19 protein-coding genes are annotated in these 21,408 nt (G+C 69.7%); 17 read left to right on the forward strand and 2 right to left on the reverse strand.

Annotated features, from left to right (window positions below):
- Positions 1–66 precede the first annotated feature (66 nt).
- Together ACTHJF_RS02840 and ACTHJF_RS02845 are read left to right on the forward strand one after the other, a co-directional pair.
- Positions 67–993 (forward strand): class I SAM-dependent methyltransferase, encoded by a 927-nt coding sequence (locus ACTHJF_RS02840; RefSeq protein ID WP_440265743.1) that lies wholly within the window; start codon positions 67–69, stop codon positions 991–993.
- A gap of 10 nt (positions 994–1,003) precedes the next feature.
- The gene (locus ACTHJF_RS02845; RefSeq protein WP_440265744.1) at positions 1,004–1,537 is read left to right on the forward strand and encodes a pseudouridine synthase; all 534 of its coding nucleotides are present in this window, start codon (positions 1,004–1,006) and stop codon (positions 1,535–1,537) included.
- A gap of 14 nt (positions 1,538–1,551) precedes the next feature.
- Here the strand turns inward: ACTHJF_RS02845 and ACTHJF_RS02850 are convergent, their stop codons facing one another.
- Complete coding sequence (locus tag ACTHJF_RS02850) at positions 1,552–2,244, reverse strand: ArsR/SmtB family transcription factor (RefSeq protein ID WP_440265745.1); 693 nt, start codon at positions 2,242–2,244, stop codon at positions 1,552–1,554.
- A 58-nt stretch (positions 2,245–2,302) separates the two neighbouring features.
- On the opposite strand from ACTHJF_RS02850, the gene ACTHJF_RS02855 reads away from it, so the two are divergent.
- Complete coding sequence (locus tag ACTHJF_RS02855) at positions 2,303–2,821, forward strand: flavin reductase family protein (RefSeq protein ID WP_440265746.1); 519 nt, start codon at positions 2,303–2,305, stop codon at positions 2,819–2,821.
- 11 nt (positions 2,822–2,832) lie between these two features.
- Here ACTHJF_RS02855 and ACTHJF_RS02860 read toward each other — a convergent pair whose 3' ends face one another.
- Entirely contained in the window at positions 2,833–3,630 is a 798-nt protein-coding gene (locus ACTHJF_RS02860; protein WP_440265747.1) for a TatD family hydrolase, read from the reverse strand.
- Between the two features lie 265 nt (positions 3,631–3,895).
- Here ACTHJF_RS02860 and ACTHJF_RS02865 point away from each other — a divergent pair, with 265 nt between their 5' ends.
- The 14 genes from ACTHJF_RS02865 to hrpB all read left to right on the forward strand — a co-directional run bounded on the left by ACTHJF_RS02865 (position 3,896) and on the right by hrpB (position 21,388).
- Positions 3,896–5,494, forward strand: coding sequence for a M4 family metallopeptidase (locus ACTHJF_RS02865; protein WP_440265748.1), 1,599 nt, complete (start codon positions 3,896–3,898; stop codon positions 5,492–5,494).
- Between the two features lie 143 nt (positions 5,495–5,637).
- Positions 5,638–7,884 (forward strand): ESPR-type extended signal peptide-containing protein, encoded by a 2,247-nt coding sequence (locus ACTHJF_RS02870; protein WP_440265749.1) that lies wholly within the window; start codon positions 5,638–5,640, stop codon positions 7,882–7,884.
- A 195-nt stretch (positions 7,885–8,079) separates the two neighbouring features.
- On the forward strand, positions 8,080–9,804 hold the full coding sequence (gene gspE / locus ACTHJF_RS02875; RefSeq protein ID WP_440265750.1) for a type II secretion system ATPase GspE: 1,725 nt from the start codon (positions 8,080–8,082) through the stop codon (positions 9,802–9,804).
- Position 9,805: 1 nt separating this feature from the next.
- Entirely contained in the window at positions 9,806–11,023 is a 1,218-nt protein-coding gene (gene gspF, locus ACTHJF_RS02880; RefSeq protein ID WP_440265751.1) for a type II secretion system inner membrane protein GspF, read from the forward strand.
- A gap of 46 nt (positions 11,024–11,069) precedes the next feature.
- Positions 11,070–11,495 (forward strand): type II secretion system major pseudopilin GspG, encoded by a 426-nt coding sequence (gene gspG / locus ACTHJF_RS02885; protein ID WP_440265752.1) that lies wholly within the window; start codon positions 11,070–11,072, stop codon positions 11,493–11,495.
- Positions 11,496–11,553: 58 nt separating this feature from the next.
- A complete protein-coding gene (locus ACTHJF_RS02890; protein WP_440263716.1) occupies positions 11,554–11,994 on the forward strand; it encodes a pilus assembly FimT family protein in 441 nt (146 codons plus the stop codon).
- Positions 11,994–12,410: a type IV pilus modification PilV family protein gene (locus ACTHJF_RS02895; protein ID WP_440265753.1), complete on the forward strand. Its 417-nt coding sequence runs from the start codon at positions 11,994–11,996 to the stop codon at positions 12,408–12,410. The genes ACTHJF_RS02890 and ACTHJF_RS02895 overlap by 1 nt, the downstream gene beginning before the upstream one ends.
- Positions 12,407–13,075, forward strand: coding sequence for a prepilin-type N-terminal cleavage/methylation domain-containing protein (locus ACTHJF_RS02900; protein ID WP_440265754.1), 669 nt, complete (start codon positions 12,407–12,409; stop codon positions 13,073–13,075). The genes ACTHJF_RS02895 and ACTHJF_RS02900 overlap by 4 nt, the downstream gene beginning before the upstream one ends.
- Positions 13,072–13,938 (forward strand): general secretion pathway protein GspK, encoded by an 867-nt coding sequence (locus tag ACTHJF_RS02905; RefSeq protein WP_440265755.1) that lies wholly within the window; start codon positions 13,072–13,074, stop codon positions 13,936–13,938. The genes ACTHJF_RS02900 and ACTHJF_RS02905 overlap by 4 nt, the downstream gene beginning before the upstream one ends.
- Positions 13,935–15,095: a PilN domain-containing protein gene (locus ACTHJF_RS02910; RefSeq protein WP_440265756.1), complete on the forward strand. Its 1,161-nt coding sequence runs from the start codon at positions 13,935–13,937 to the stop codon at positions 15,093–15,095. Before ACTHJF_RS02905 ends, ACTHJF_RS02910 begins: the two co-directional genes overlap by 4 nt.
- Entirely contained in the window at positions 15,092–15,727 is a 636-nt protein-coding gene (gspM, locus tag ACTHJF_RS02915) for a type II secretion system protein GspM (protein ID WP_440260850.1), read from the forward strand. The genes ACTHJF_RS02910 and gspM overlap by 4 nt, the downstream gene beginning before the upstream one ends.
- Positions 15,724–16,443 carry a hypothetical protein gene (locus tag ACTHJF_RS02920; RefSeq protein ID WP_440265757.1) on the forward strand — a complete coding sequence of 240 codons (720 nt, stop codon included), beginning with the start codon at positions 15,724–15,726 and terminating at the stop codon, positions 16,441–16,443. Before gspM ends, ACTHJF_RS02920 begins: the two co-directional genes overlap by 4 nt.
- Complete coding sequence (gene gspD, locus ACTHJF_RS02925) at positions 16,443–18,755, forward strand: type II secretion system secretin GspD (RefSeq protein ID WP_440265758.1); 2,313 nt, start codon at positions 16,443–16,445, stop codon at positions 18,753–18,755. The genes ACTHJF_RS02920 and gspD overlap by 1 nt, the downstream gene beginning before the upstream one ends.
- A 116-nt stretch (positions 18,756–18,871) precedes the next feature.
- On the forward strand, positions 18,872–21,388 hold the full coding sequence (gene hrpB / locus ACTHJF_RS02930; RefSeq protein ID WP_440265759.1) for an ATP-dependent helicase HrpB: 2,517 nt from the start codon (positions 18,872–18,874) through the stop codon (positions 21,386–21,388).
- The last annotated feature ends 20 nt before the right edge of the window (positions 21,389–21,408 follow it).

Below are 21,408 nucleotides of genomic sequence, written 5' to 3' on the forward strand. Positions count from 1 at the left end.
ACTCAGGCCGCGGCAGCGTGCGCGGCGGGGCAGACGCGGCGGGCGTCCATCAATAGGGAGTGCTTCATGACATCACGTTCCATGACATCGCGGCGCGGGTGCCGCTGGCTGCCGCTGGCCGCATGCGCGCTGATGGCGGCCGCGCCGCTCGCCGCGCAGACGCTGGCCGAAGCGGACGCGCTGGCGCAGGATCAGCCCACTGACCAGCTGGTGCCGCCCACCAGCGCGCAGGATTTCACCGCCGCGCAGCTGGACAGCGTGATCGCCGGCGCCTGGCGGCCCGAGGCCGAACGCGCCCGCGACCGCTACCGCCATCCCAAGCAGACGCTGCAGTTCTTCGGCGTGCGGCCGGACCAGACGGTGGTGGAGATCACTCCCGGTGCCGGCTGGTACAGCGCGATCCTGGCGCCGCTGCTGCGCGACAACGGCCAGTACATTGCCGCCGTTGCCGCGCCGCCGCCGGGCAAGCCGGCCAGCGACACGCTGCAGCGCCGGTTCGCCGCCGATGCGGCCACCTACGGTAAGGCGAGGATCGTCACGTTCGACCCGAAGGCGCCGGTGTTCGGCGCGCCCGGCAGCGCCGACGTGGTGCTGACCTTCCGCAACGTGCACAACTGGGTGATGGCCGACACCGCGCCGGCGATGTTCAAGGCGTTCTTCGCCGTGCTGCGTCCCGGCGGCGTGCTGGGCGTGGTCGACCACCGTGCCGCCGACAGCACCTCGCTGGCGGCGGTAAAGGCGAGCGGCTACCTGCCCACCGCCACCGTGGTGAAGCTCGCCACCGATGCCGGCTTCTCGCTGGAGGAGTCGAGCGAGATCAACGCCAATCCCGCCGACAGCAAGGACTACCCCAAGGGCGTGTGGACACTGCCGCCCACGCTCACCCTGGGCGATGTCGATCGGGCGAAGTACGAGGCGATCGGCGAGTCCGACCGCATGACGCTGCGCTTCGTGAAGCCGGACGCGCCGGCACCCGCCTCCTCGGCGCATTGACCGACGGCCCGTGCTGATCGCCCTGAACAAGCCATACGGCGTGCTGTGCCAGTTCACCGATGAGGCGGGCCGCCGCACGCTGGCCGACTACGTCATGCAGAAAGGTGTCTACGCCGCCGGTCGCCTGGACCAGGACAGCGAGGGCCTGTTGCTGCTGACCGACGACGGCGCGCTGGCGCACCGCCTCACCGATCCGAAGCACAAGCAGCCCAAGACCTACCTGGTGCAGGTGGACGGCGCGATCACCGACGAGGCGATTGCCACCCTGGGTCGCGGCGTGGTGCTGAAGGACGGCCCTACGCTGCCGGCCGCTGCCGAGCATGCCGCCGAGCCGGACTGGCTGTGGCCGCGCGATCCGCCGGTGCGCTTTCGCCAGGCGATCCCCACCAGCTGGCTGCGCATCACGCTGCGCGAAGGCCGCAACCGACAGGTACGCCGGATGACCGCGGCGGTCGGCTTTCCCACCTTGCGGCTGATCCGCGAGCGCATCGGTACGTACGCACTCGACGATCTTGCATCGGGCCGGTGGCGGCGGCTCGACTGAGCCGGCATTGCGGTTCAGTCGTCCAGGGCAATCCCCAATTGCCGCAGTCCCGCGCGCCCCGGCGGCGTCAGCAGCAGGGCGCGTGAGCCGTCCTGGCGACGCAGCCAGTCGCGATGCAGCAGCTGATCGACGATCGCCACGCCGAGCGCGCCGCCGAGGTGCGGGCGGCGCTCGGTCCAGTCCAGGCAGCTGCGGCCCGAGAGCGAGGATGGCTTCATCGGATCGGGCAGCAGGCCGCCGCCCTGCATCGCCTCGCGGCCGGCCCCGGTGAGCCGCACTGCGTGCTCGCCCAGCTCGATCCACGCGCGCTCGCGCAAACCCTGATAGAGCGCCACCCCCAACCGCCCGGCCAGATGGCCATAGCAGGTGCGGGCGAAGGCCAGTGGCTGCGCGCGCGGCGCCCGCGTGGGTGCGCAGGCCGGCGGTGAGCGCAGCAGCGGCAACGTCTCGAGCACCTGCACAACGCTGTCGTTGGCGATCCTGAAATAGCGGTGTCGACCCTGGTTCACCACCTGCAACAGCCCACCTTCGACGAGGCGGCTCAGATGCGCGCTGGCGGTGCTCGCTGCGATGCCGGCCAGGCGCGCCAGTTCGCCGGCCGGTCGCGCACGACCGTCCACCAGGGCCAGCAGGATGGCGGCGCGCGACGGGTCGGCGAGCAGGCTGCCGATCTCGGCGAGCTGGTGGCGAGTGGGGCTGGCGTGCATGCGTGGATGCTAGCGCGCGGCCGGCGCCCACGTTTCGGCGCTCGCCGCAACATCGCTCGTGCCGGGCCGAGCCTGGGCGCTGGCCGACCGCGTCGTGCTGGGTCTGTCCCAGGGCGGCCAGGGCTTGGCCAATCTGCACCGCGAGCGCGAGTGCACGCTGAATGTCGTCGCTCCCGAGCAATGGCAGGCGGTGGAAGCGCTGGCGCCGACCACCGGACGCGACCCGGTGCCGGGCTGGAAAGCCGGCTACCGCCACGTGGCCGACAAGTTCGCTCTGGCCGGACTGACGCCGCTGCCTTCTGAGCAGGTACAGGCGCCGCGCGTTGCCGAGTGTCCCCTGCAGATGGAGGCACGCGTGACGGCGTGGCACGAACGACCGCTTGAGGCCTGGGAGGCCAGCGCCGGCGGCTTCGTCACGGTCGAGACGGAAGTGCTGCGAGTGCATGCGCACCAGGACATCGTCCTCGCCGGCAGCGAACACATCGACCCGCAGCGGTTCCGGCCGCTGCTTTACGTCTTCCGGCACTACGTCGGCGGTGGACCGGCGCTGGGACGAACCTTCAAGGCCGAGGTGTAGTGCCGCCGCGCTCAGCCGGTGGTGGCCGCGAGCTCGAAAAATGCCTCGGCGGTCGCCGTGGTGTGCGCGGCCAGCGACTCGAACGATTCGCCGCGGTCGCGCGCGATCTCCTCGGCGATGTGCTTGAGGTACATCGGCTCATTGCGACGGTGCGCTGGCAGCGGGCGTACCGTACGCGGCAGCAGGTAGGGCGCGTCGGTCTCGATCATCAGCCGGTTCGCCGGAATCACCTTCACCAGCTCGCGCAGGTGGGTGCCGCGGCGCTCGTCGCAGATCCAGCCGGTGATGCCGATGTGGCAGTCCAGCGCGAGGTAGTCACGAAGCGCCTCGGCGGTATCGGTGAAGCAGTGCACGACGGCGGCCGGCACCTTGTCCCGGTAGCGGCGCAGCAGGGCGATGAAGTCGCCATGTGCGTCGCGCTGGTGCAGGAACAGCGGCTTGCCCAGCTCGGCGGCGATGCGCAGCTGGCGCTCGAACACCTCGCGCTGTACCTCGTGCGGCGAGTAGTTGCGGTGGTAGTCAAGGCCGGTCTCACCCACCGCACGCACCTGAGGGCGCGTGGCCAGCTCGCGCAGCAGGGCGTCGGTCGCTTCGTCGTAATCCACCGCATGGTGCGGATGCACACCAGCGGTGGCATAGAGCAGGCCCGGATGCGCCTGCGCCAGGGCCAGCGCATCGCGGCTGCCGTCGCGGCTGGCGCCGGTCACCACCATCCGCGCCACGCCGTGCGACTGCGCGCGCGCCAGCACGGCATCCAAGTCGTGAGCGAAGGATTCGTGGGTGAGGTTGGCGCCGATGTCGAGCAGCATCGCGATTCCTGAAGCAAACTAAGATGCAATTGTCGCAAGGGATACAGCGATCAACTAGACATCGACGGAGCAGTCGCCGCTCGAGCCAAAACGCAGTTCACGGCAATGACCCCATAGGTATTTTTCGAATTGACCCTGCACCGCGCGGCTCCCTAGTGTGACTCGCGTCACGGTCCTCCGGGGGGAGGCCGTTGGCCACACGTTTCGGTACTTGCGCCTGGCTTTCAGCCGGGCCGACCGATCATGAATCCGTCGGGGGAACTCCATGCTTCAGAAGAAACTCATTGGCGCCATGCTGGCGGTGCTCGGTACGGGCGTGAGCACAGTTGCCGGCGCCGTCGGCACCAGTCATGTCGAGGCGGGCCGGCTCGGCCGCTTGTCCGGTGCGCCGCTGGCCAGCAGGCTCGGACTGGGCGCGAATACCAGCCTCATTCAGCGCGAGGCGATCGCCACCCATCGCGGCACGGTCAAGACACGTGAACAGCAGACCTTCAGTGGCATACCCGTGTACGGCAGCCATGTGGTGGTCGAGCGCGATCGAAGCGGCAACGTGCTGGCGGTCGCCGGCGAAGTGCAGCGCGATCCGGGCAAGCAGCTCGCTTCGGTGACGCCGCGCATCTCCGCGCTGCAGGCGCAGGCGGCGCTGAAGAAGCACATGGGGCAGCTTGCCGCGCCGGGCGTCCGCAATGGCGAAGCTGCTCTGTTCGTCTATCCGAAGGCCGATGGCGCCGTCACGCTCGCCTACCGCACCTCCTACCTGGTGCCGGTGATGGGGCACATGTCACGGCCGACCGCCATCGTCGACGCCAATACCGGCGCCGTGATCAAGCAGTGGGAAGGCATCACCACGGGCCGTCTGCCGCCTGGCGGCAGTACCACCCCGGTGGATGTGCAGGTGACCGGACCGGGTGGCAACGCACTGACCGGCTCGTACACCTACGACGGTTCCGGCCCCGGTCTGGAGAAGCTCGATGCGCAGAAGTCCGGCAACACCTGCTACCTCAAAGACGCCGACGTGGCGACCTACAACCTCGCCGGCGGACAGCGCGTGGTGCAGTGGTCATTTGGCTGCGTGGGCAGCGACCCGGCGCGCTACGTCAGCAGCGGCGATGCGATCAACGGTGCCTTTTCGCCGATCAACGACGCACATCACTTCGGCGGCGTGGTGCAGAACATGTACCGCGACTGGTTCGCCGAACCGGCGTTGACGACCGATGGCACCACGCCGATGCAGCTGTCGATGTGGGTGCACTTCGGCACCAATTACGAGAATGCGTTCTGGGACGGCTCAGAGATGGTATTCGGCGACGGCGACCAGTACTTCTATCCGTTCGTGGTGCTGGACATCACCGGCCACGAAATCAGCCACGGTTTTACCGAACAGCACTCGGGCCTGGAATACACCGCGCAGTCTGGTGGCATGAACGAGGCATTCTCCGACATGGCCGGTGAGGCGGTGAAGTTCTACGACCGTGGCAGCAACGACTTCATGGTCGGTGCCGACATCGTCAAGCCGGCCACGGTGCCATTGCTGGGTCTGCCGGCATTGCGCGACATGTGCACGCCGAGCAACGACGGCTATTCGATCGACAGCGCTGCGGACTACCGTGACGGGATCGACGTGCACTACTCCAGTGGCGTGTACAACCGCGCGTTCTGCACGCTGGCGACCACCAGCGGCTGGGATACCCGCAAGGCGTTCGAGGTATTCCATGACGCCAACGCGCTGTACTGGGGGCCGAGCGAAACTTTCGACAGCGGCGCCTGTGGCGTCGAGACGGCCGCTGGCGATCGTGGCTATACAGTGGCCGATGTCACCGCCGCCTTCGCTGCAGTTGGCGTGAGCTGCCAGCCCCCGCGCTGATCCCTAACTGCCCGGCGCGTCATCGCGCGCGGGCGAGCCCACCTTTGCGAACGTCACGCCGCAGTCGGCGTGCGTCGTCTCCCCGTGATCACGGGCGCCCCTCCGCGCGGCGGAGCGGGCGCCACGATGCAGGAAATTCATCCATGAACAAGATCTACAGCAAGGTTTGGAATCGTGCGCTCGGCACTCTGGTGGTGGCCAGCGAACTGGCCTCGTCACGTCGTGCCGGCGGCCGTCGCTCGGCCGTGGTCGGTGCCGTCGGTGCGCTGCTGCTCGGCACGCTGCTGGCCGCTGCACCGGTCGGTGCCGTGCACGCGCAGCAGGTGCCAGATGCCTGCGTGCTGAGCAGCGCTGGCGAAGTGGTGCCGGCCGACAACGACACGCTGTCGTGCGGCCCCAACCAGAGCGTCAGCGGCGCCGGCGCCACCGCCGTGGGCGCCAATGCGGTAGCCACCGGCGTGCAGGCGACCGCGCTGGGCCAGGGCAGCAACGCGCTGGCCGACTACAGCACCGCGCTGGGCGGCGTGTACACGGTGGACGGCGTCGACTACGCCACCGAGGCCAGCGGCGTCGGTGCCAGCGCGTTCGGCGCGGGTGCCGGCGCGGACGGCGCCAACAGCACCGCCGTGGGCGCGCTCTCGTATGCCACCGGCGTCAATGCCTTCGCCGGCGGCTACAACGCCGGTGCCGACGGCTACAACAGCGTGGCGCTGGGCGCCAACGCGCAGGCGTCCGACCGCGGCAGCATCGCCATCGGCGGCGGCGATCCCGACCCTGACAACAACAACCTGGCCACCGAGGCACAGGGCGAAGGATCGATTGCGATCGGCTCGGTAGCCGCCGCTGAGGGCCGCGGAGCGACGGTGCTCGGCTACCAGAGCGCTGGCATCGGCGACAATGCCACTGCCATCGGCAACGGTGCCTTTGCCATCGGAGCCGGCGCCACCTCGATCGGCGGCGCTGCCTATACCGGTGCCGACTCGGCCACGGCCATCGGCAACAACGCCGCCTCATCGGGACAGGGCGCGACGGCGATCGGTGCAGACAGCTCCGCCGACGGCACCTTGGCGATAGGCATCGGCGGTCAGGACAGCAACGGCAATGGCGGTGCGGCCTCGCAGCAGTCCGTGGCGATTGGCTTCAACAGCGGCGCAGTAGGAACGGCCGGCACCTCGGTCGGTGGATATAGCGTTGCGGCAGGCTTTCTCTCATCGGCGTTCGGTTACAGCGCCTCGGCCATTGGTGACTATTCGCTGGCGGCCGGCCTGGGCGCGATGAGCATGGGCGAGGACTCTGTCGCTCTGGGTGATTCGGCTGAGGCCGATGGCGCCTCCAGCGTGGCGCTGGGCGCCGGGTCGGTGGCAGACCAGGACAACACCATCTCCATCGGCAGCGCCGGGGCGGAGCGCCGCCTGGTCAACCTGGCCGAGGGCATCGACCCGACCGATGCGGTAAACATGCGGCAGTTCACGGCCTTCGCTGACGATTTCCAGTCGCAACTCGACGCACTGGTCAATGCGGCCGTGAATGCCCAGTACACCGCGATCGACGGGGCTGGCGACGGCAGCGACACGGCATCCGTCAATACCGGCAGCAAGGGGGTCGCGATCGGCTCAAACGCCGAAGCAGGCGGCGACCATGGCACGGCCGTGGGCGGCGACAGCTACGCCGCCGGCCCGAACGACACCGCGATCGGCGGCAACGCCAAGGTCAATGCCGACGGCAGTACGGCGGTCGGTGCCAATTCCACCATTGCCGTGGCGGCGACCAATGCCGTAGCAGTGGGCGAAAGCGCGTCGGTGACCGCCGCGTCAGGAACCGCCATCGGCCAAGCCGCTTCGGTGACGGCCGTCAACGCCGTCGCGCTGGGTCAGGGTTCGGTCGCCGATCGCGCCAACACGGTGTCGGTGGGTACGGTAGCCAACCCGCGACAGATCACCAACGTGGCGGCTGGCACGCAAGCGACCGATGCGGCCAACGTGGGCCAGGTCGACGAGGCATTGGCCACGGCCAAGACCTATGCCGACGCGGGTGACGTGCAGACCCTCAACGCGGCCAAGGCATATGCCGATCAGAAGGTTCTCAACGGTGGCGTGAGCCAGGCGGATTTCAACAGCTTCCGTAACCAGGTCGACGATCGGTTCCGCACCGTCGACAAGCGGCTGGACCAGGTAGGGGCGATGGGGTCGGCAATGTCGCAGATGGCCTTCAGCACCCAGGGAATCAATCAGCCCAACCGGTTGGGTGTGGGTGTGGGCGGCTACGGTGGTCGCACGGCGCTGGCGGTGGGTTACTCGCGTCAGGTCGGCAGCAACGCCAACGTGACCTTCGGTGGTGCGGTCAGTGGCAATGAGAGCAGCGCCGGCGTGGGCGTGGGTATCGGCTGGTAAAACCGCTCGTACGATTGTGCGTGAGGGGCCGGCACCGCAGGGCGCTGGCCCCTTTTTGTGAACCGCGGCGCGCTGCCACGTGCGCCGGCAACGATGGGATGTGTTAACAATGCGGGTCCTGATCGGCGCGGGGGTGTCGACAGAAAACGTGGATGGGTCGAGGCAGTGGAAGTGGGGTGGGTGATGGTGTCAGTGATGACCGCGTCGGGGGCCGCTGTGCCGACGGAAATGATCGATCGGGAGGAGGCCGTGTGCACCCTGCTGGTCGCGCGCGGCGCGCTGAAGGACAGCGACCTCGCCCGAGCCCGCCGGCTGCACGAAGAAGCCCCCGAAGGCACGCTCACCGCGCTGATGGCGCGGCTGGGCCTGGTTTCCGAACGTGACCTCGCTCTGGCCTGGTCCGAGTTGCTCGGCGCGCCGCTGGTATCGACTCGCGAAGCGCCCGATCTGCCGCCGACCGAGCTGGACATCTCCGCACGCTTCCTGAAGCAGCAGCACGTGGTGCCGATGCGCCACGGTGAAGATGGCCTCGCGTTGATTGTTTCCGACCCGGCCGATCCGTACCCGCTCGACGCCGTACAGCTGGCCGCCGGCAAGCCGGTGACGCTGTGCATCGGCCTGCGCTCGGAGATCGACGACTTGATCGAGCGCTACTACGGCCAGGGCCGTTCTGCGATGGGCTCGATCGTGGAGAACCTCGACGGCGCCGGTGCCACCGAGGAGGAAGACGTCGAGCACCTGCGCGACCTTGCCTCCGAGGCTCCCGTTATCCGGCTGGTGAACCTGATCCTGCAGCGCGCGGTGGAGCAGCGCGCCTCCGACGTGCACATCGAGCCGTTCGAGAACCGCCTTAAAGTGCGCTACCGCATCGATGGCGTGCTGCACGAAGTGGAGGCGCCGCCATCGTCATCCACCGCCGCGGTGATCAGCCGCGTCAAGATCATGGCCAAGCTCAACATAGCCGAGCGCCGCCTGCCGCAGGACGGCCGCATCCAGTTGCGCGTGCAGGGCAAGGAGCTGGACCTGCGCGTGTCGACCGTGCCCACCGCGTTCGGCGAATCGGTGGTGATGCGTATCCTGGACCGCGAGTCGGTGGTGTTCGACTTCGCCTCGCTGGGCTTCACCGACAACTTCCAGCAGCGCTTCGTCGATGTGCTGCAGCGCCCGCACGGCATTTTGCTGGTCACCGGCCCCACCGGCTCGGGCAAGACCACCACGCTGTACACCGCGCTGTCGCAGATCAACACGCCGGACGTGAAGATCATCACCGTCGAGGATCCGGTCGAGTACCAGCTCGAAGGCATCAACCAGATCCAGGTGAAGCCGCAGATCGGGCTGGATTTCGCCGGCGCGCTGCGCTCGATCATGCGCCAGGACCCGGACGTGATCATGATCGGCGAGATGCGCGACCTGGAAACCTGCCGCATCGCGATCCAGTCCGCGCTCACCGGCCACCTGGTGCTGTCCACCCTGCACACCAATTCCGCCGCCGGCGGCGTCACCCGGCTCCTTGATATGGGTGTCGAGGACTACCTGCTCGGCTCCACCGTCAACGGCATCCTGGCGCAGCGGCTGGTGCGCCGGCTCGATCCGGAGACCGCGATCCCGTACGAACCCTCGCCCGAGGTGATTGCCGAATTCGAGCTGGAGAAATACACCAGCGAGCGACCGATCCGCCTGTGGAAGCCGGGCACCAGCGCCGCCAACCCCACCGGCTACCGCGGCCGTCGCGCGATCATGGAATTCCTGGTGATGACCGATCCGCTGCGCCGGCTGATCATGCAGCGCGCCGACGCCGGCGAAATCGAACGCGCCGCCCGCGCCGAGGGCATGCGCACCATGTACGAGGACGGCATCGCCAAGGCGGTGGCCGGCGTGACCACGCTGGAAGAGGTCCTGCGCGTGACGCAGGAAGGCTGACGTGGCGCAGTTCCGCTACCGCGCGGTCAGCGACGCCGGGGACATGCTGCAGGGGCAGATGGAGGCGGCCTCGGTCGAGGACGTGATCGCGCGCCTGCAGGACCAGGGCCATACACCGCTGGAGGCCGCGCCCGCCGATGCGCCGGGCGGCGGCAGTGGCCTGGCTGCGCTGTTCGCGCGCGGCCCGTTCTCGGGCGACCAGCTGGCCCAGTTCACCCATCAGCTCGCCACTCTGCTCGGTGCCGGCCAGCCGCTCGATCGCGCGCTCGGCATCCTGCTGGAGCTGCCCGAGGGCGAGCGGGCGAAGAAGCTGATCGAGCGCGTGCGCGACCGCGTGCGCGGCGGCACCACGCTGTCGCAGGCGCTGGACGAGGAGCACGGCGTGTTCCCCAAGCTGTACATCTCGTTGGTGCGTGCGGGCGAGGCGGGTGGCTCGCTGGAGGAGACGCTGCGACGCCTGGCCGATTACCTGGAACGCGCGCAGCAATTGCGCGGCAGCATCGTCAACGCGCTGATCTATCCGGCCTTCCTGCTGGTCGGCGTGCTCGGCTCGCTGGTACTGCTGCTGGCCTACGTGGTGCCGCAGTTCGTGCCGATCTTCCAGGACATGCAGGTGCCGATCCCGCTGATCACCCAGGCGGTGCTCGGCCTGGGCAACCTGATCCAGGGCTGGTGGTGGCTGATCGTCTTGCTCATCGGCGGCGGCGCGCTCTTCTGGCGTGCGCGTCTGCGCGACCCGTCGGCGCGGCTGGCCTGGCACGCCAAGCTGCTCAACATGCGCGTAGTCGGGCCGCTGCTGCTGAAGGTGGAGACCGCGCGCATCGCGCGCACGCTGGGTACCTTGCTGAAGAACGGCGTGCCGCTCTTGTCCTCGCTCACCATCGCGCGCCAGGTCACCGCGAACCGCGCGCTGGACGAAGCGCTCGCCACCGCCGCCGAGCAGGTCAAGGGCGGCGCCGGGCTCGGCTTCGCGCTCTCGCAATCGCAGCGCTTTCCGCGGCTTGCCCTGCAGATGGTGCAGGTGGGCGAGGAGGCCGGCCAGCTGGACACCATGCTGCTGAAGGTGGCAGACACCTTCGAGCTGGAAAGCAAGCGCGCGATCGATCGGCTGCTCGCCGCGCTGGTGCCGGCGCTGACCATCGTCATGACCGTGCTGGTGGCGATCATCATGGCGGCGATCCTGCTGCCGCTGCTCAGCCTCACCAGCAACATCCAGTGACCGGCGCTGTCCCATGTATCCGTTCCGTATGACCCGAGGTAATCCCATGCAGTCCAGGTCTTTCCGTTCCGCGCGCCGCAGCGCCGGTTTCACCCTGCTCGAAATGCTCGCCGTGATCGTGCTGATCGGCATCATCGGCGCCGTCGTGGTCACCCAGGTCGGCAAGAACGTGGACAAGGGCAAGTACGGCGCCGGCAAGGCGCAGCTCACCACGCTCGGCCAGAAGGTGGAGAACTACGCGTTGGACAACGGCACGCCGCCGCACCAGCTCGAAGATCTGGTCACCAAACCGTCCAATGCCGCGAACTGGCAGGGCCCGTACGCCAAGGCTTCCGACCTGAAGGATCCGTGGGGTCATGCGTTCGGCTACAAGTATCCCGGCGAGCACGGCAGTTTCGACCTGATCTTCTATGGTCAGGACGGCCAGCCAGGCGGCGATGGCTTCAGCAAGGACATCGGCAACTGGGAATAAGCTCCCGCCTGCCCGGCCGAATACGGTGAACGCCCGTCCAGCCCTTCGCCCTGCCGGCGTGCCGCATGCGCGCGGCTTCACCCTGTTCGAGATGCTGGCGGTGATCCTGCTGATCGGCATCGCGGCGGCGGCGGTGTCGGTGTCGGTATCGCAGGGGCTTAAGGGCGCACGGGTGAGTGCGGCCAGCGGCGAGCTCGCCGCCGCGCTGCGTGCGACCCGCGCCGAGGCGATCGTGAAGGGTCAGGAGCAGCACTTCGACGTGGACACCCGCGCCGGCAGCTATCGCGGTGCAAACGGGCGCTCCGTGCGGCTGCCGGACGGCCTGGCGGTGAGCATCACCAGCGCCAAGGAAGACCAGGTCGGCCCCGGCGTGGGGCGCATCCGCTTCTTTCCTGATGGCAGCTCCACCGGCGGCCACGTCACCTTGCAGCAGGGCCAGCGCCGCTGGCAGGTCAACGTGGCGTGGCTCACCGGCGCGGTCAGCGTGGAGCAACCGTGATGTCGCCGCATCGCGCCCGCGGCTTCAGCCTGATCGAGGTGATCGCGGCGCTGCTGTTGCTGGCGATCACCTTCACCGCGCTGATGAAGGTGGCCGGCGGTGCGATCGGGCTGACCCAGCACGCCGCGCAGCGCAGCGAGGCGGCGATGTGGGCGCGCAGCCTGCTCGACAGCGCTTTCGTCACCGAGCCGCTGCGCGCAGGCACCCGTAGCGGCACGTTCAACCAGCAGTACCGCTGGCAATTGCAGGTGACGCCGTGGAATCCGGGCGGCAAGCCGGTTCCGAACGCGCCGCTGCAGCTGTACCAACTCGATCTGGACGTGCGCTGGAACGGCGCCGGCCACGATCAGGTGGCGCACTTCAGCACGCTGCGCGTGGGGGTGCCCGCCGCCGCCGCACCCGGAGCCGCGCCGTGAGGCGCGCGGCGGGCTTCAGCCTGCTCGAGGTGCTGGCGGCGCTGGTGCTGCTCACCCTGCTGCTGCTCGGGGTGTATTCGGGCATCCGCACCGCCACCCACAGCGTGCGCTCGGGCACCGCTGCGGTGGAACGGCTCGATCAGGTGCGCTCCTCGCAGCAGCTGCTACGGCGCGAGCTGGCGCAAACCATGGTGGCGCCGATCGGCCACGACGAAAACGGCGACAGCGTGTTCTTTCAAGGCAAGGCGCGCAGCATGCGCTTCGTCGCGCCGTTGCCGGGCTACCTCGATCAGCTCGGGCCGCAGCTGATGGCGCTCTCGCTGGTCGACGACGGCCACGGCGCGCTGCGGCTGCAGATGCAGCTGGCGATGCTGCCGCCGGACGGCAGCGCGCCCAAGCCACTGGGCAAGCCGCAGTTGTTGCTCGACCACATCAAGAGCGGCAGCTTCCAGTACAGGGGCGTCGACGCCCAGGGCCGCCCCGGCGACTGGCAGGACCGCTGGCCCGACGGCCGCCTGCTGCCGCAGCTGGTGCGGGTCGAATTGACTCCGCTGGGCACCACGCCCTGGCCGCAGCTCACCGTGCCGCTGCGCATCGATCCATCCAGCGGACTGATGCTGCAGGGGCCGCTGCAGCGCCTGCGCGGCATGGGCGGTGGCCAATGAACCGTACGCACGAACGTGGCCGGCAGCGCGGGGTGGCCCTGCTAGTGGTGCTGTGGGCCTGCACCTTGCTCGCCGTACTGCTGGGCGGCTACGCCATCCTGGCGCGCACCGAGGGGCTGCAGGCGCGCTATGCGTTCGCACAGACCCAGGCGCAGTACGCCGCCGAGGCCGGCATCGCTCGCGCCATCTACGCGCTGCAGGATCCGCAGCCAGCGCTGCACTGGATTCCCGACGGCCGCCCGTACACGTTCGCCTACGGTCCGGCGACGGTGCAGGTAGCGGTGATCGACGAGAACGGCAAGGTGGATCTCAACGCCGCGGCGCCCGCCGTGCTCACCGGCCTGTTCACCGCCGCCGGCATGGAGCCGCGCGCCGCCCAGGCGCTGACCGAGCGCGTGGTGGCTTGGCGCAGTTTCAAGAACATGGTGGGCCCGGATCCGGCCGATGCAGCCTACGCCGCGGCTGGGCTGGACTACGGCCCGCGGCACGGCCCGTTCGCCAGCATCGAGGAGCTACGCATGGTGTTGGGCATGCCCGCGGCGGTGTATCGCACGATTGCGCCGCAGGTGACGCTGTGGTCCGGCCGCGATGCGCCGAACCCGGCTACCGCGCCGCCGCTGGTGCTGGCCGCCATCCCCGGCATGGACGCGGCGCGCATCGCGCAGACCCAGCAGGCGCGCGAGGCGCTCGATCCGGCCACCGCGATGGCGTCCGGTGGCGGGGTAACGCATAGTATTCGTTCGCAGGCGACGCTCGCCGACGGCACCAAGGCCGTCGTGCGCGCGACAGTCCGCCTGCGCGGGATCGGGGCTGGTGGGCCACCTTACGCGGTGCTGCGCTGGCAGGAGGGAGGCGGGGAATGAGTGCCACATCGCAGTCGCTGCGTCCGCAGCTGGAACGCGCGCGTCGCGCCTGGCGTGCATCGCCGTTGCCGGCGTTCCTGGCGTGGTGGGGGAGCGAGCTGCGCGCGCTGCTGCCGGCATCGACGCAGCAAGCGCTGGCCGGTGGGGCCGAGTGGTACCTGCTGGAGCGTCGCGGCGACACCTGGCAGCTGCGTCGCGCGGGCGAGTCCGAAGCATTGGCGCAATGGTCCGACGCCGACGATCCGGCGATGCAGCAGCAGGCCTTGCGCCAGGCGCTGGCTGCGGTGGATCCGCAGGATCTGCGCCTGGCGCTGTGCCTGCCCGCCGTCGCCGGCCTGCGCCGCACGCTCGCGTTGCCGCTGGCGGCGCGCGACAACCTGGCTCAGGTGGTGGGTTTCGAGATCGACCGGCAGACCCCGTTTCGCGCCGAGCAGGTGGCGATGGACGTGCGCGAGCACGCCGGCCAGCCGGCCGGGGAAGGGCGCTTTGCCGCCGAGCTGATCGTGTTGCCGCGCGCCACGCTCGATCCTCTGCTGGAGCGCCTGGCCGCCCTGCGCATCCGCGTTGATGCGGTGGATCTGCTCACCGCCGACGGCCAGCGCGTGGGCGCCAACCTGCTCGCCCCGGCGCAGCGGCCGCGGCGCAGCGATCCGCGCCGTCGTCTCAATCTTGCCCTCGGCGCGGGCTGCGTGGTGCTTCTGGTGCTGGTCCTGGGCCAGTGGCTGCACAACCGCCAGCTCGCGTTGGATGCGATGCAGGCCCAGGTCGACGCCATGCGCGCCGACGCCCAGCAGGTCGCCACGCTGCGCCAGCAACTGCAGGACAACGCCGGCGCCGCCGGCTTCCTGGCGCAGAAGAAAAAGGACACCGTGCCAGTGCTCGCACTGCTTGACGAGATGACCCGCCGTCTGCCCGACACCGCGTGGCTGGAGCGCTTCAGCCTGGATGCCAGCGGGCAGATCGGTTTCCAGGGCCAGAGCGTACAGGCGGCCAAGCTGGTCGATGCATTGAAGGATTCGCCGCTGATCCGCGACGTCGGCTTCCAGGGCTCGATCCAGGCCGACCCGACCACCGGCAAGGAGCGCTTCTACATGGTCGGCAAGGTGCGCACCCCGCCATCGGCGGCCTCGACGCCGGCCGCAGGAGCCACGCCATGACGCGCCTGGTGCTGAAGCCGCGCGACAGTCGTCTCGCCGCGATCGGCCTGCTGCTGGTGGTGCTGGTGATCGCCTATTTCGCCCTGCTGCACTGGTGGTTCGTGGCGCCGCTGCGGGCCATCGACGCGCAGATGGCCGACCTGCGCGACACCCAGGGTCGCTACGCCGCCGCCATCGCGCAGAAGCCCGAGCTGGAAAAGCGCATTGCCACGCTGGGCGCGGGCCAGGCCGCCAGCAGTGCGTTCCTGCCCGAGGACGATCCCAACGCCGCCAGCGCCGGCCTGATGCAGCGCGTGGTCGACGTTGCCGCCGCGCATCCGCGCAACGGCGGCTGCGAGGTGACCCAGAAGATGCCCCTGCCCGAACCGCCCCCCGACAGCTCCGAGCCTTACCGCAAAGCGGCGGTGAGCATCAGCCTGCGCTGCGACATCGAGCCGCTCAGCGCCGTGCTGCACGATCTGGAGCAGGGCACGCCGTACTTGTTCGTGGGCGACCTGAGCATCTTCCGCAACCCGGTGATCACCCAGCAGAACGCGCAGGCGCCGCTGGAAGTGCAGTTCACCCTGACCGGCTACGTGCGCCCATCACGGAACACGCCGCCACCGCCCGCCGCGGCCGGAGCTGCGCCGTGAGGGCCGCCGCACAACGTCGCCTCACGCCCGGCCTGGTGCTGCTGGCCGCGGTGCTCTGCGCGCTCTTCGTGGCGCTGTTGCTGGGCGCCGGGCAGGGCGTGCGCTGGAACAAGCCGCGCGCGGTAGCGCCCTTGCCGCCGCCGGGGCGCGGCGCCGCCCTGCCGTCGCCGCAGCCGCTGGATCGCTACGCGCTGGTCTGGCAGAAACCGCTGTTCAGCCCGGACCGCCGCCCGGCGGCACTGGCCGATGCCGGGGGAGCGGTCGGTGATCTGGCGCTCACCGGCGTGATCCTCACCCGCGATTTGCACATTGCGCTGGTGCACGACAAGAGCAACAACCGCGACCTGCAGATCGTCGAAGGCCGGGCCACGCCCGATGGCCGCTGGACACTGGTGGAAGTGCATCCGCGCGCCGCGGTGTTTGACGCGCCCGACGGCCGTGTCGAGCTGAAGCTGCCGGCCGGCGCGCCGTTCGACAAGACCGCCGCGCCGGCCGACAGCGCGCCGGGCGCTGCCGAAATGCGTCAAGGCCTGGTGGAGCCCAACGCAGATACCGCGGGGGATCGCCGCATGGGCATCAGCCCGCATGCCGGCCGCGCCCAGCGCGCACGCCAGACCCAGGCCGAGCTGCAGGCGGAGCGCATCCGCCAGCTCAATGCCGTCATCCAGAAACGTCGGGCCGAGCAGGCTGACTCGACCCAGGAAGGAGTTCGTTGATGGTCCGCACGCTGAAGTCCCCGCTGTTCCGACTCGTCGCCCTCGCCGGTACCGTCTGGCTGACGGGCTGCGCCACACTGCCGCCGCCGCCCGACGACGGCGCGCTGCAGCGCGAGGCGATGGCCGGCACCGAGAAGCCGGCGCCCGCACCCCAACCGTTGAATACCTCGGTCGACACCGCCAGCACGGCGGCGGTGCAGCCGCAGGTGAGCGCCGGCAGCGGCCAGTTCATCCGTCCCACCGCGCTGTCCACGCCGCGCCCGGCGGCCAAGGGCGACGGCGCGGTCACTTTCAACTTCGAGAACCAGCCGGTGCAGGCTGTGGTGAAGGCGGTGCTCGGCGACCTGCTGAAGAAGAACTACACCATCGCCCCGGGCGTGCAGGGCAACATCTCCTTCGCCACCGCCGAACCGGTCGATTCCAGCCAGGCGCTGCCGATCCTGGAGATGCTGCTGTCGTGGACCGGCAACGCGCTGGTCAGCGGCGACGGCGGCTACGTAGTGATGCCGGCCAAGGATGCCTCCGCCGGCAACCTGGTGCCGGGCCTGGGCGCCAGCGCGCCGGCTGGCGGCCTGCAGGCGCGGCTGTTCCCGCTGCACTACATCAGCGCCACCGAGATGCAGAAGCTGGTCAAGCCGTTCGCGCGGCCCGACTCGGTACTGCTGGTCGATCCGGCGCGCAACCTGCTGGTGCTCTCCGGCACGCCACAGGAGCTGGCCAACTACGCGCGCACCGTGCGCACCTTCGACGTGGACTGGCTGCGCGGCATGTCGGTGGGTGTGTTCTCGCTTGAGCGCGCCAGCGTCACCGACCTGATGCCCAAGCTCGACAGCCTGTTCGGCAAGGACGGCAACACGCCGCTGGCCGGCATGCTGCGCTTCATCCCGATCGAGCGCACCAACGCGCTGGTGGTGATCTCCACCCAGCCGGACTACCTGCGCGAAGTGGGTGACTGGATCGCCCGCATCGATCGCGGCGGCGGCAACGAGCCGCAGCTGTACGTGTACGACGTGCGCAACATCAAGGCCTCGGACCTCGCCCACTACCTGGCGCAGATCTACACCGACAACGCCGGTGGCAGCAGCGGTGGCAGCGGTGGCGAAGTCGGCCCCGGGCTCACCGGCGCCACGCTGGGCAACACCGGCGGCGCCAGTGGCGCGTCGATGGGCAGCACGGCTGGCAGCTTCGGCAACAGCGGCGGCTTCAACAGTGGTAGCGGCGGCCGCGACGGCAACGCCAGCATGGGCGGCAGCGGCCTGGGCAGTGGCAGCGGCGCCTCCGGCGGCACCGGGAGCGGCAACGGCGGCGCCCTGATCAACAACGTCGGCGGCGCCAGCGGCGGCAGCGGTGACCAGCAGTACAGCTCCGGCGACGGCAGCATCCGCATCAGCTCGGTGGACGCCAACAACCAGCTGCTGGTGCGCGCGCGCCCGTCACAGTGGAACGAGATCCAGGACGCGATCAAGCGCCTGGACAACGTGCCGTTGCAGGTGCAGATCGAGACGCGGATCCTGGAGGTGAACCTCAGCGGCGACCTTCAATTCGGCGTGCAATGGTACCTGCAGGGGCTGGCGGGCGGCACGCAGAACAGCGATGGTAGTTTCACTCCAGGCAACCCGAACAATCCGCGGCAGGGCGCACTGGGTCTGGGCGGCAACGCGTACAACCCGGCCAAGGACGCATTGTTCTATTCCTTCGTCAACTCCAACCTGCAGGTGGCCCTGCATGCGATGGAGACCAGCGGCAATACCAAGACGCTGTCGGCGCCGTCGATGGTGGTGATGAACAACCAGGTGGCGCACATCCAGGTCGGCAACCGCGTGCCGATCAACACCACCAGCATCCTGCCCAACACTGGAACCACCAGCACGTACAGCGAAGCGCAGTATCTTGATACCGGCGTGATCCTCAACGTGCAGCCGCGCGTGAATCCCGGCGGCCTTGTCTATCTCAACATCGGTCAGCAGGTGAGCCAGGTCGATCGTACAGCCGGGCTGGTCAACGGCAATCCGACCATCGCCCAGCGCGAGCTGGCCACCCAGGTCGCCGTGCAGAGCGGCCAGACCGTGCTGCTTGGTGGCCTGATCCAGCAGGACGAAGGAAACACCGACACCGGCGTGCCGGGGCTCAACCGCATCCCGCTGCTCGGCCGGTTGTTCGGCACCACCAGCCGTACGCATAACCGCACCGAGCTGATCGTTCTCATCACCCCGCGTGTCATCGCCAGCAGCGACGACGCCCGCGACATCACCAACGAGTACCAGCAGAAGTTCGAGTCGCTGGCCCCGCTGCGCGCGAAGGCCAAGCCGTAAAGCAGGCATCGCCAGCGAGCAGGCTCCTACAGCAAGATCCATGTAGGAGCCCGCTCGCGGGCGATGCGTTCCATTCGGCGCAAGGCCCGGCCAATCCAGCACGTATCATCCACGCGATGATCCCGCCGTCCCCCGTCTTTCCGATCACCCCGCTGTTGCCCGCCATCTGCGATGCGCTCACCGCGCATCCGCGGCTGGTGCTGGAAGCGCCGCCAGGCGCCGGCAAGACCACCCAGGTGCCGCTGGCGCTGCTCGATGTGCCCTGGCTCAGCGGGCAGAAACTGCTGATGCTGGAACCGCGCCGCATCGCCGCGCGCGCCGCCGCGCAGTTCATGGCGCAGCAGCTCGGTGAGCCGGTGGGGCAGACGGTGGGCTACTCGATCCGCTTCGAGTCGCGCACCAGCGCGGCGACGCGCATCGAGGTGGTCACCGAGGGCATCCTGACGCGGCTGATCCAGGACGATCCAGAGCTCAGCGGCATTGGCGCGATCGTGTTCGACGAATTCCACGAACGGCATCTGGCCGGCGACCTTGGCGCCGCGCTGGCGCTGGACGTGCAGGCCACGCTGCGACCGGAGCTGCGCCTGCTGGTGATGTCTGCCACGCTGGATGGCGAACGCATCGCCCAGTGGCTGGATGCGCCCCGCATAAGCAGCCCCGGGCGCAGCTTTCCGGTGCGCATCGAGTATCCGCCGGCGCGCACCCAGGAGAGCGTGGAACACCACGTGGCGCGCATCGCGCGACAGGCGCTGGTGGAGAACGACGGCGACGTGCTGGTGTTCCTGCCCGGCCGGCGCGAGATCGCCCGCGCGCAGACCGTACTGGCCGCCACGCTCGCCGAGCAGGTGGAACTGGTGCCGCTGCACGGCGAACTCACTCTGGCCGAGCAGCAGCTTGCGTTGAGCCCCGCCGAACCGGGCGCCCGTCGCGTCGTGCTGGCCACCAACGTGGCCGAGTCCAGCGTGACTCTGCCGGGCATCCGTGCGGTGATCGACACCGGCCTGGCGCGCGAGCCGCGCTTCGATCCCAACTCCGGTTTCACCCGGCTGGAGACGGTGACCATCTCGCAGGCCTCGGCCGACCAGCGCGCCGGTCGCGCCGGCCGGGTGGCGGAAGGTACGGCCTATCGGCTGTGGCCGCAGAGCAAGCGGCTGGAGCCCTCCCGTACGGCCGAGATCGCCCAGGCCGAACTATCCGCACTGGCGCTGGAGCTGGCCGCGTGGGGCATCACCGCGGCCAGCGCCGCCGACCTGCCGTGGCTTGACCCGCCGCCGGCCGGCGCACTGGCGCAGGGCCGCGAACTGCTTGCGCTGCTCGGTGCACTCGACCGCGATGGTCGCGTCACCGCGCTGGGCCGGCGCATGCTCGCGCTCGGCGCGAGCCCGCGGCTGGCCGCCGCCGCGTTGCGCGCGCCGCCCGAGCGTCTCGCGCTGGTCGCCGACCTGCTGGCACTGATGGACGCACGCTCGCCGCTGCGCGGAGAGCTGGCGCGCAGCGATGATTTCCGCGCCCGCGTGGGCGCGCTGCACGTGTGGCGCGATCGTCGCGGCGGCGGGCGGGGCGAGGCCGATGCGGGCGCGCTGGCGGCAATCGAACAGGCGGCCAAGGGCTGGCGTCGTCGCCTCGACGTGCGCACCGCGGCCACGGGCGTGCCGGACAGCCACGCCGTGGGCGACCTGCTGGCGCACGCGTTTCCCGACCGCATCGCCTTTCGTGACGCCAGCCAGCCGCTGCGCTACACGCTGGCCAACGGCCGCGGTGCGCGCCTGCACGAGCAGACCGCGCTGCTCGGCGAGCCTTGGTTGGTGGCGCTGGACCTGCGTCACGAGGCGCGCGACAGCCTGATCCTGGCCGCCGCACCGCTCGATCCTCGCCAGCTCGAGCGGGATTTTCCCGCCAGCTTCGCGCGCGAGCGGGTGCTGCGCTGGAACGAGGCGCGCGCCGCGGTGGAAGCGTTCGAGGAGCAGCGTTTCCGCGCCATCGTGCTGGAGCGGCGCAGCGTGCCGGTGCAGCCAGCCGACGCGCTGCCGGCGCTGCTCGCCGCCGTGCGCAGCCGCGGACTGGAGGCGCTGCCTTGGAGTGACTCGGCGTGCCGGCTGCGCGCGCGCATCCAGGCCTTACGCGAGTGGATGCCTGAGCTGGGACTACCCGATGTCGGCGATGCGCACCTGCTGGCCACGCTGGAGCAATGGCTGGCGCCGTATCTGCAAGGCAAGCGCGGGCTCGACGCGCTGGCCGGCGAATCGCTGTCGCAGGCGCTCGCCGCCATGCTCGACTACGAGCAGCGCCACACGCTCGACGCGCAGGCACCCGATCAACTCACCGTGCCCAGCGGGCAGAGCCGCCGGCTCGAATACGCGCCTGGCGAGCCGCCGGTGCTGGCGGTGAAGCTGCAGGAACTGTTCGGCCTGGCCGACACGCCGCGCATCGGCGGGGGGCGCGTGCCGGTGACGCTGCATCTGCTGTCTCCGGCGGGCCGGCCGATCCAGGTCACGCAGGATCTGAAGGGCTTCTGGCAGCGCACCTATCCAGAAGTGAAGAAGGAGCTCAAGGGCCGCTACCCGCGCCATCCGTGGCCGGACGATCCGTGGAGCGCCACGCCCACCCACCGGGCCAAGCCGCGCGGCACCTGATCGAGCCGCGCGGCGCGTGC

It is taken from the genome of Dyella sp., assembly GCF_051962475.1.
In the GTDB taxonomy this organism is placed as follows: Bacteria; Pseudomonadota; Gammaproteobacteria; order Xanthomonadales; family Rhodanobacteraceae; genus Dyella_A.

Coding starts and splice junctions, on each gene's coding strand:
- ACTHJF_RS02840 (WP_440265743.1), top strand. CDS start 67: ATGACATCACGTTCCATGACATCGCGGCGCGGGTGCCGCTGGCTGCCG.
- ACTHJF_RS02850 (WP_440265745.1), bottom strand. CDS start 2,244: ATGCACGCCAGCCCCACTCGCCACCAGCTCGCCGAGATCGGCAGCCTG.
- ACTHJF_RS02860 (WP_440265747.1), bottom strand. CDS start 3,630: ATGCTGCTCGACATCGGCGCCAACCTCACCCACGAATCCTTCGCTCAC.
- ACTHJF_RS02865 (WP_440265748.1), top strand. CDS start 3,896: ATGCTTCAGAAGAAACTCATTGGCGCCATGCTGGCGGTGCTCGGTACG.
- ACTHJF_RS02870 (WP_440265749.1), top strand. CDS start 5,638: ATGAACAAGATCTACAGCAAGGTTTGGAATCGTGCGCTCGGCACTCTG.
- gspE (WP_440265750.1), top strand. CDS start 8,080: ATGACCGCGTCGGGGGCCGCTGTGCCGACGGAAATGATCGATCGGGAG.
- gspG (WP_440265752.1), top strand. CDS start 11,070: ATGCAGTCCAGGTCTTTCCGTTCCGCGCGCCGCAGCGCCGGTTTCACC.
- ACTHJF_RS02895 (WP_440265753.1), top strand. CDS start 11,994: ATGTCGCCGCATCGCGCCCGCGGCTTCAGCCTGATCGAGGTGATCGCG.
- ACTHJF_RS02905 (WP_440265755.1), top strand. CDS start 13,072: ATGAACCGTACGCACGAACGTGGCCGGCAGCGCGGGGTGGCCCTGCTA.
- ACTHJF_RS02910 (WP_440265756.1), top strand. CDS start 13,935: ATGAGTGCCACATCGCAGTCGCTGCGTCCGCAGCTGGAACGCGCGCGT.
- gspM (WP_440260850.1), top strand. CDS start 15,092: ATGACGCGCCTGGTGCTGAAGCCGCGCGACAGTCGTCTCGCCGCGATC.
- gspD (WP_440265758.1), top strand. CDS start 16,443: ATGGTCCGCACGCTGAAGTCCCCGCTGTTCCGACTCGTCGCCCTCGCC.
- hrpB (WP_440265759.1), top strand. CDS start 18,872: ATGATCCCGCCGTCCCCCGTCTTTCCGATCACCCCGCTGTTGCCCGCC.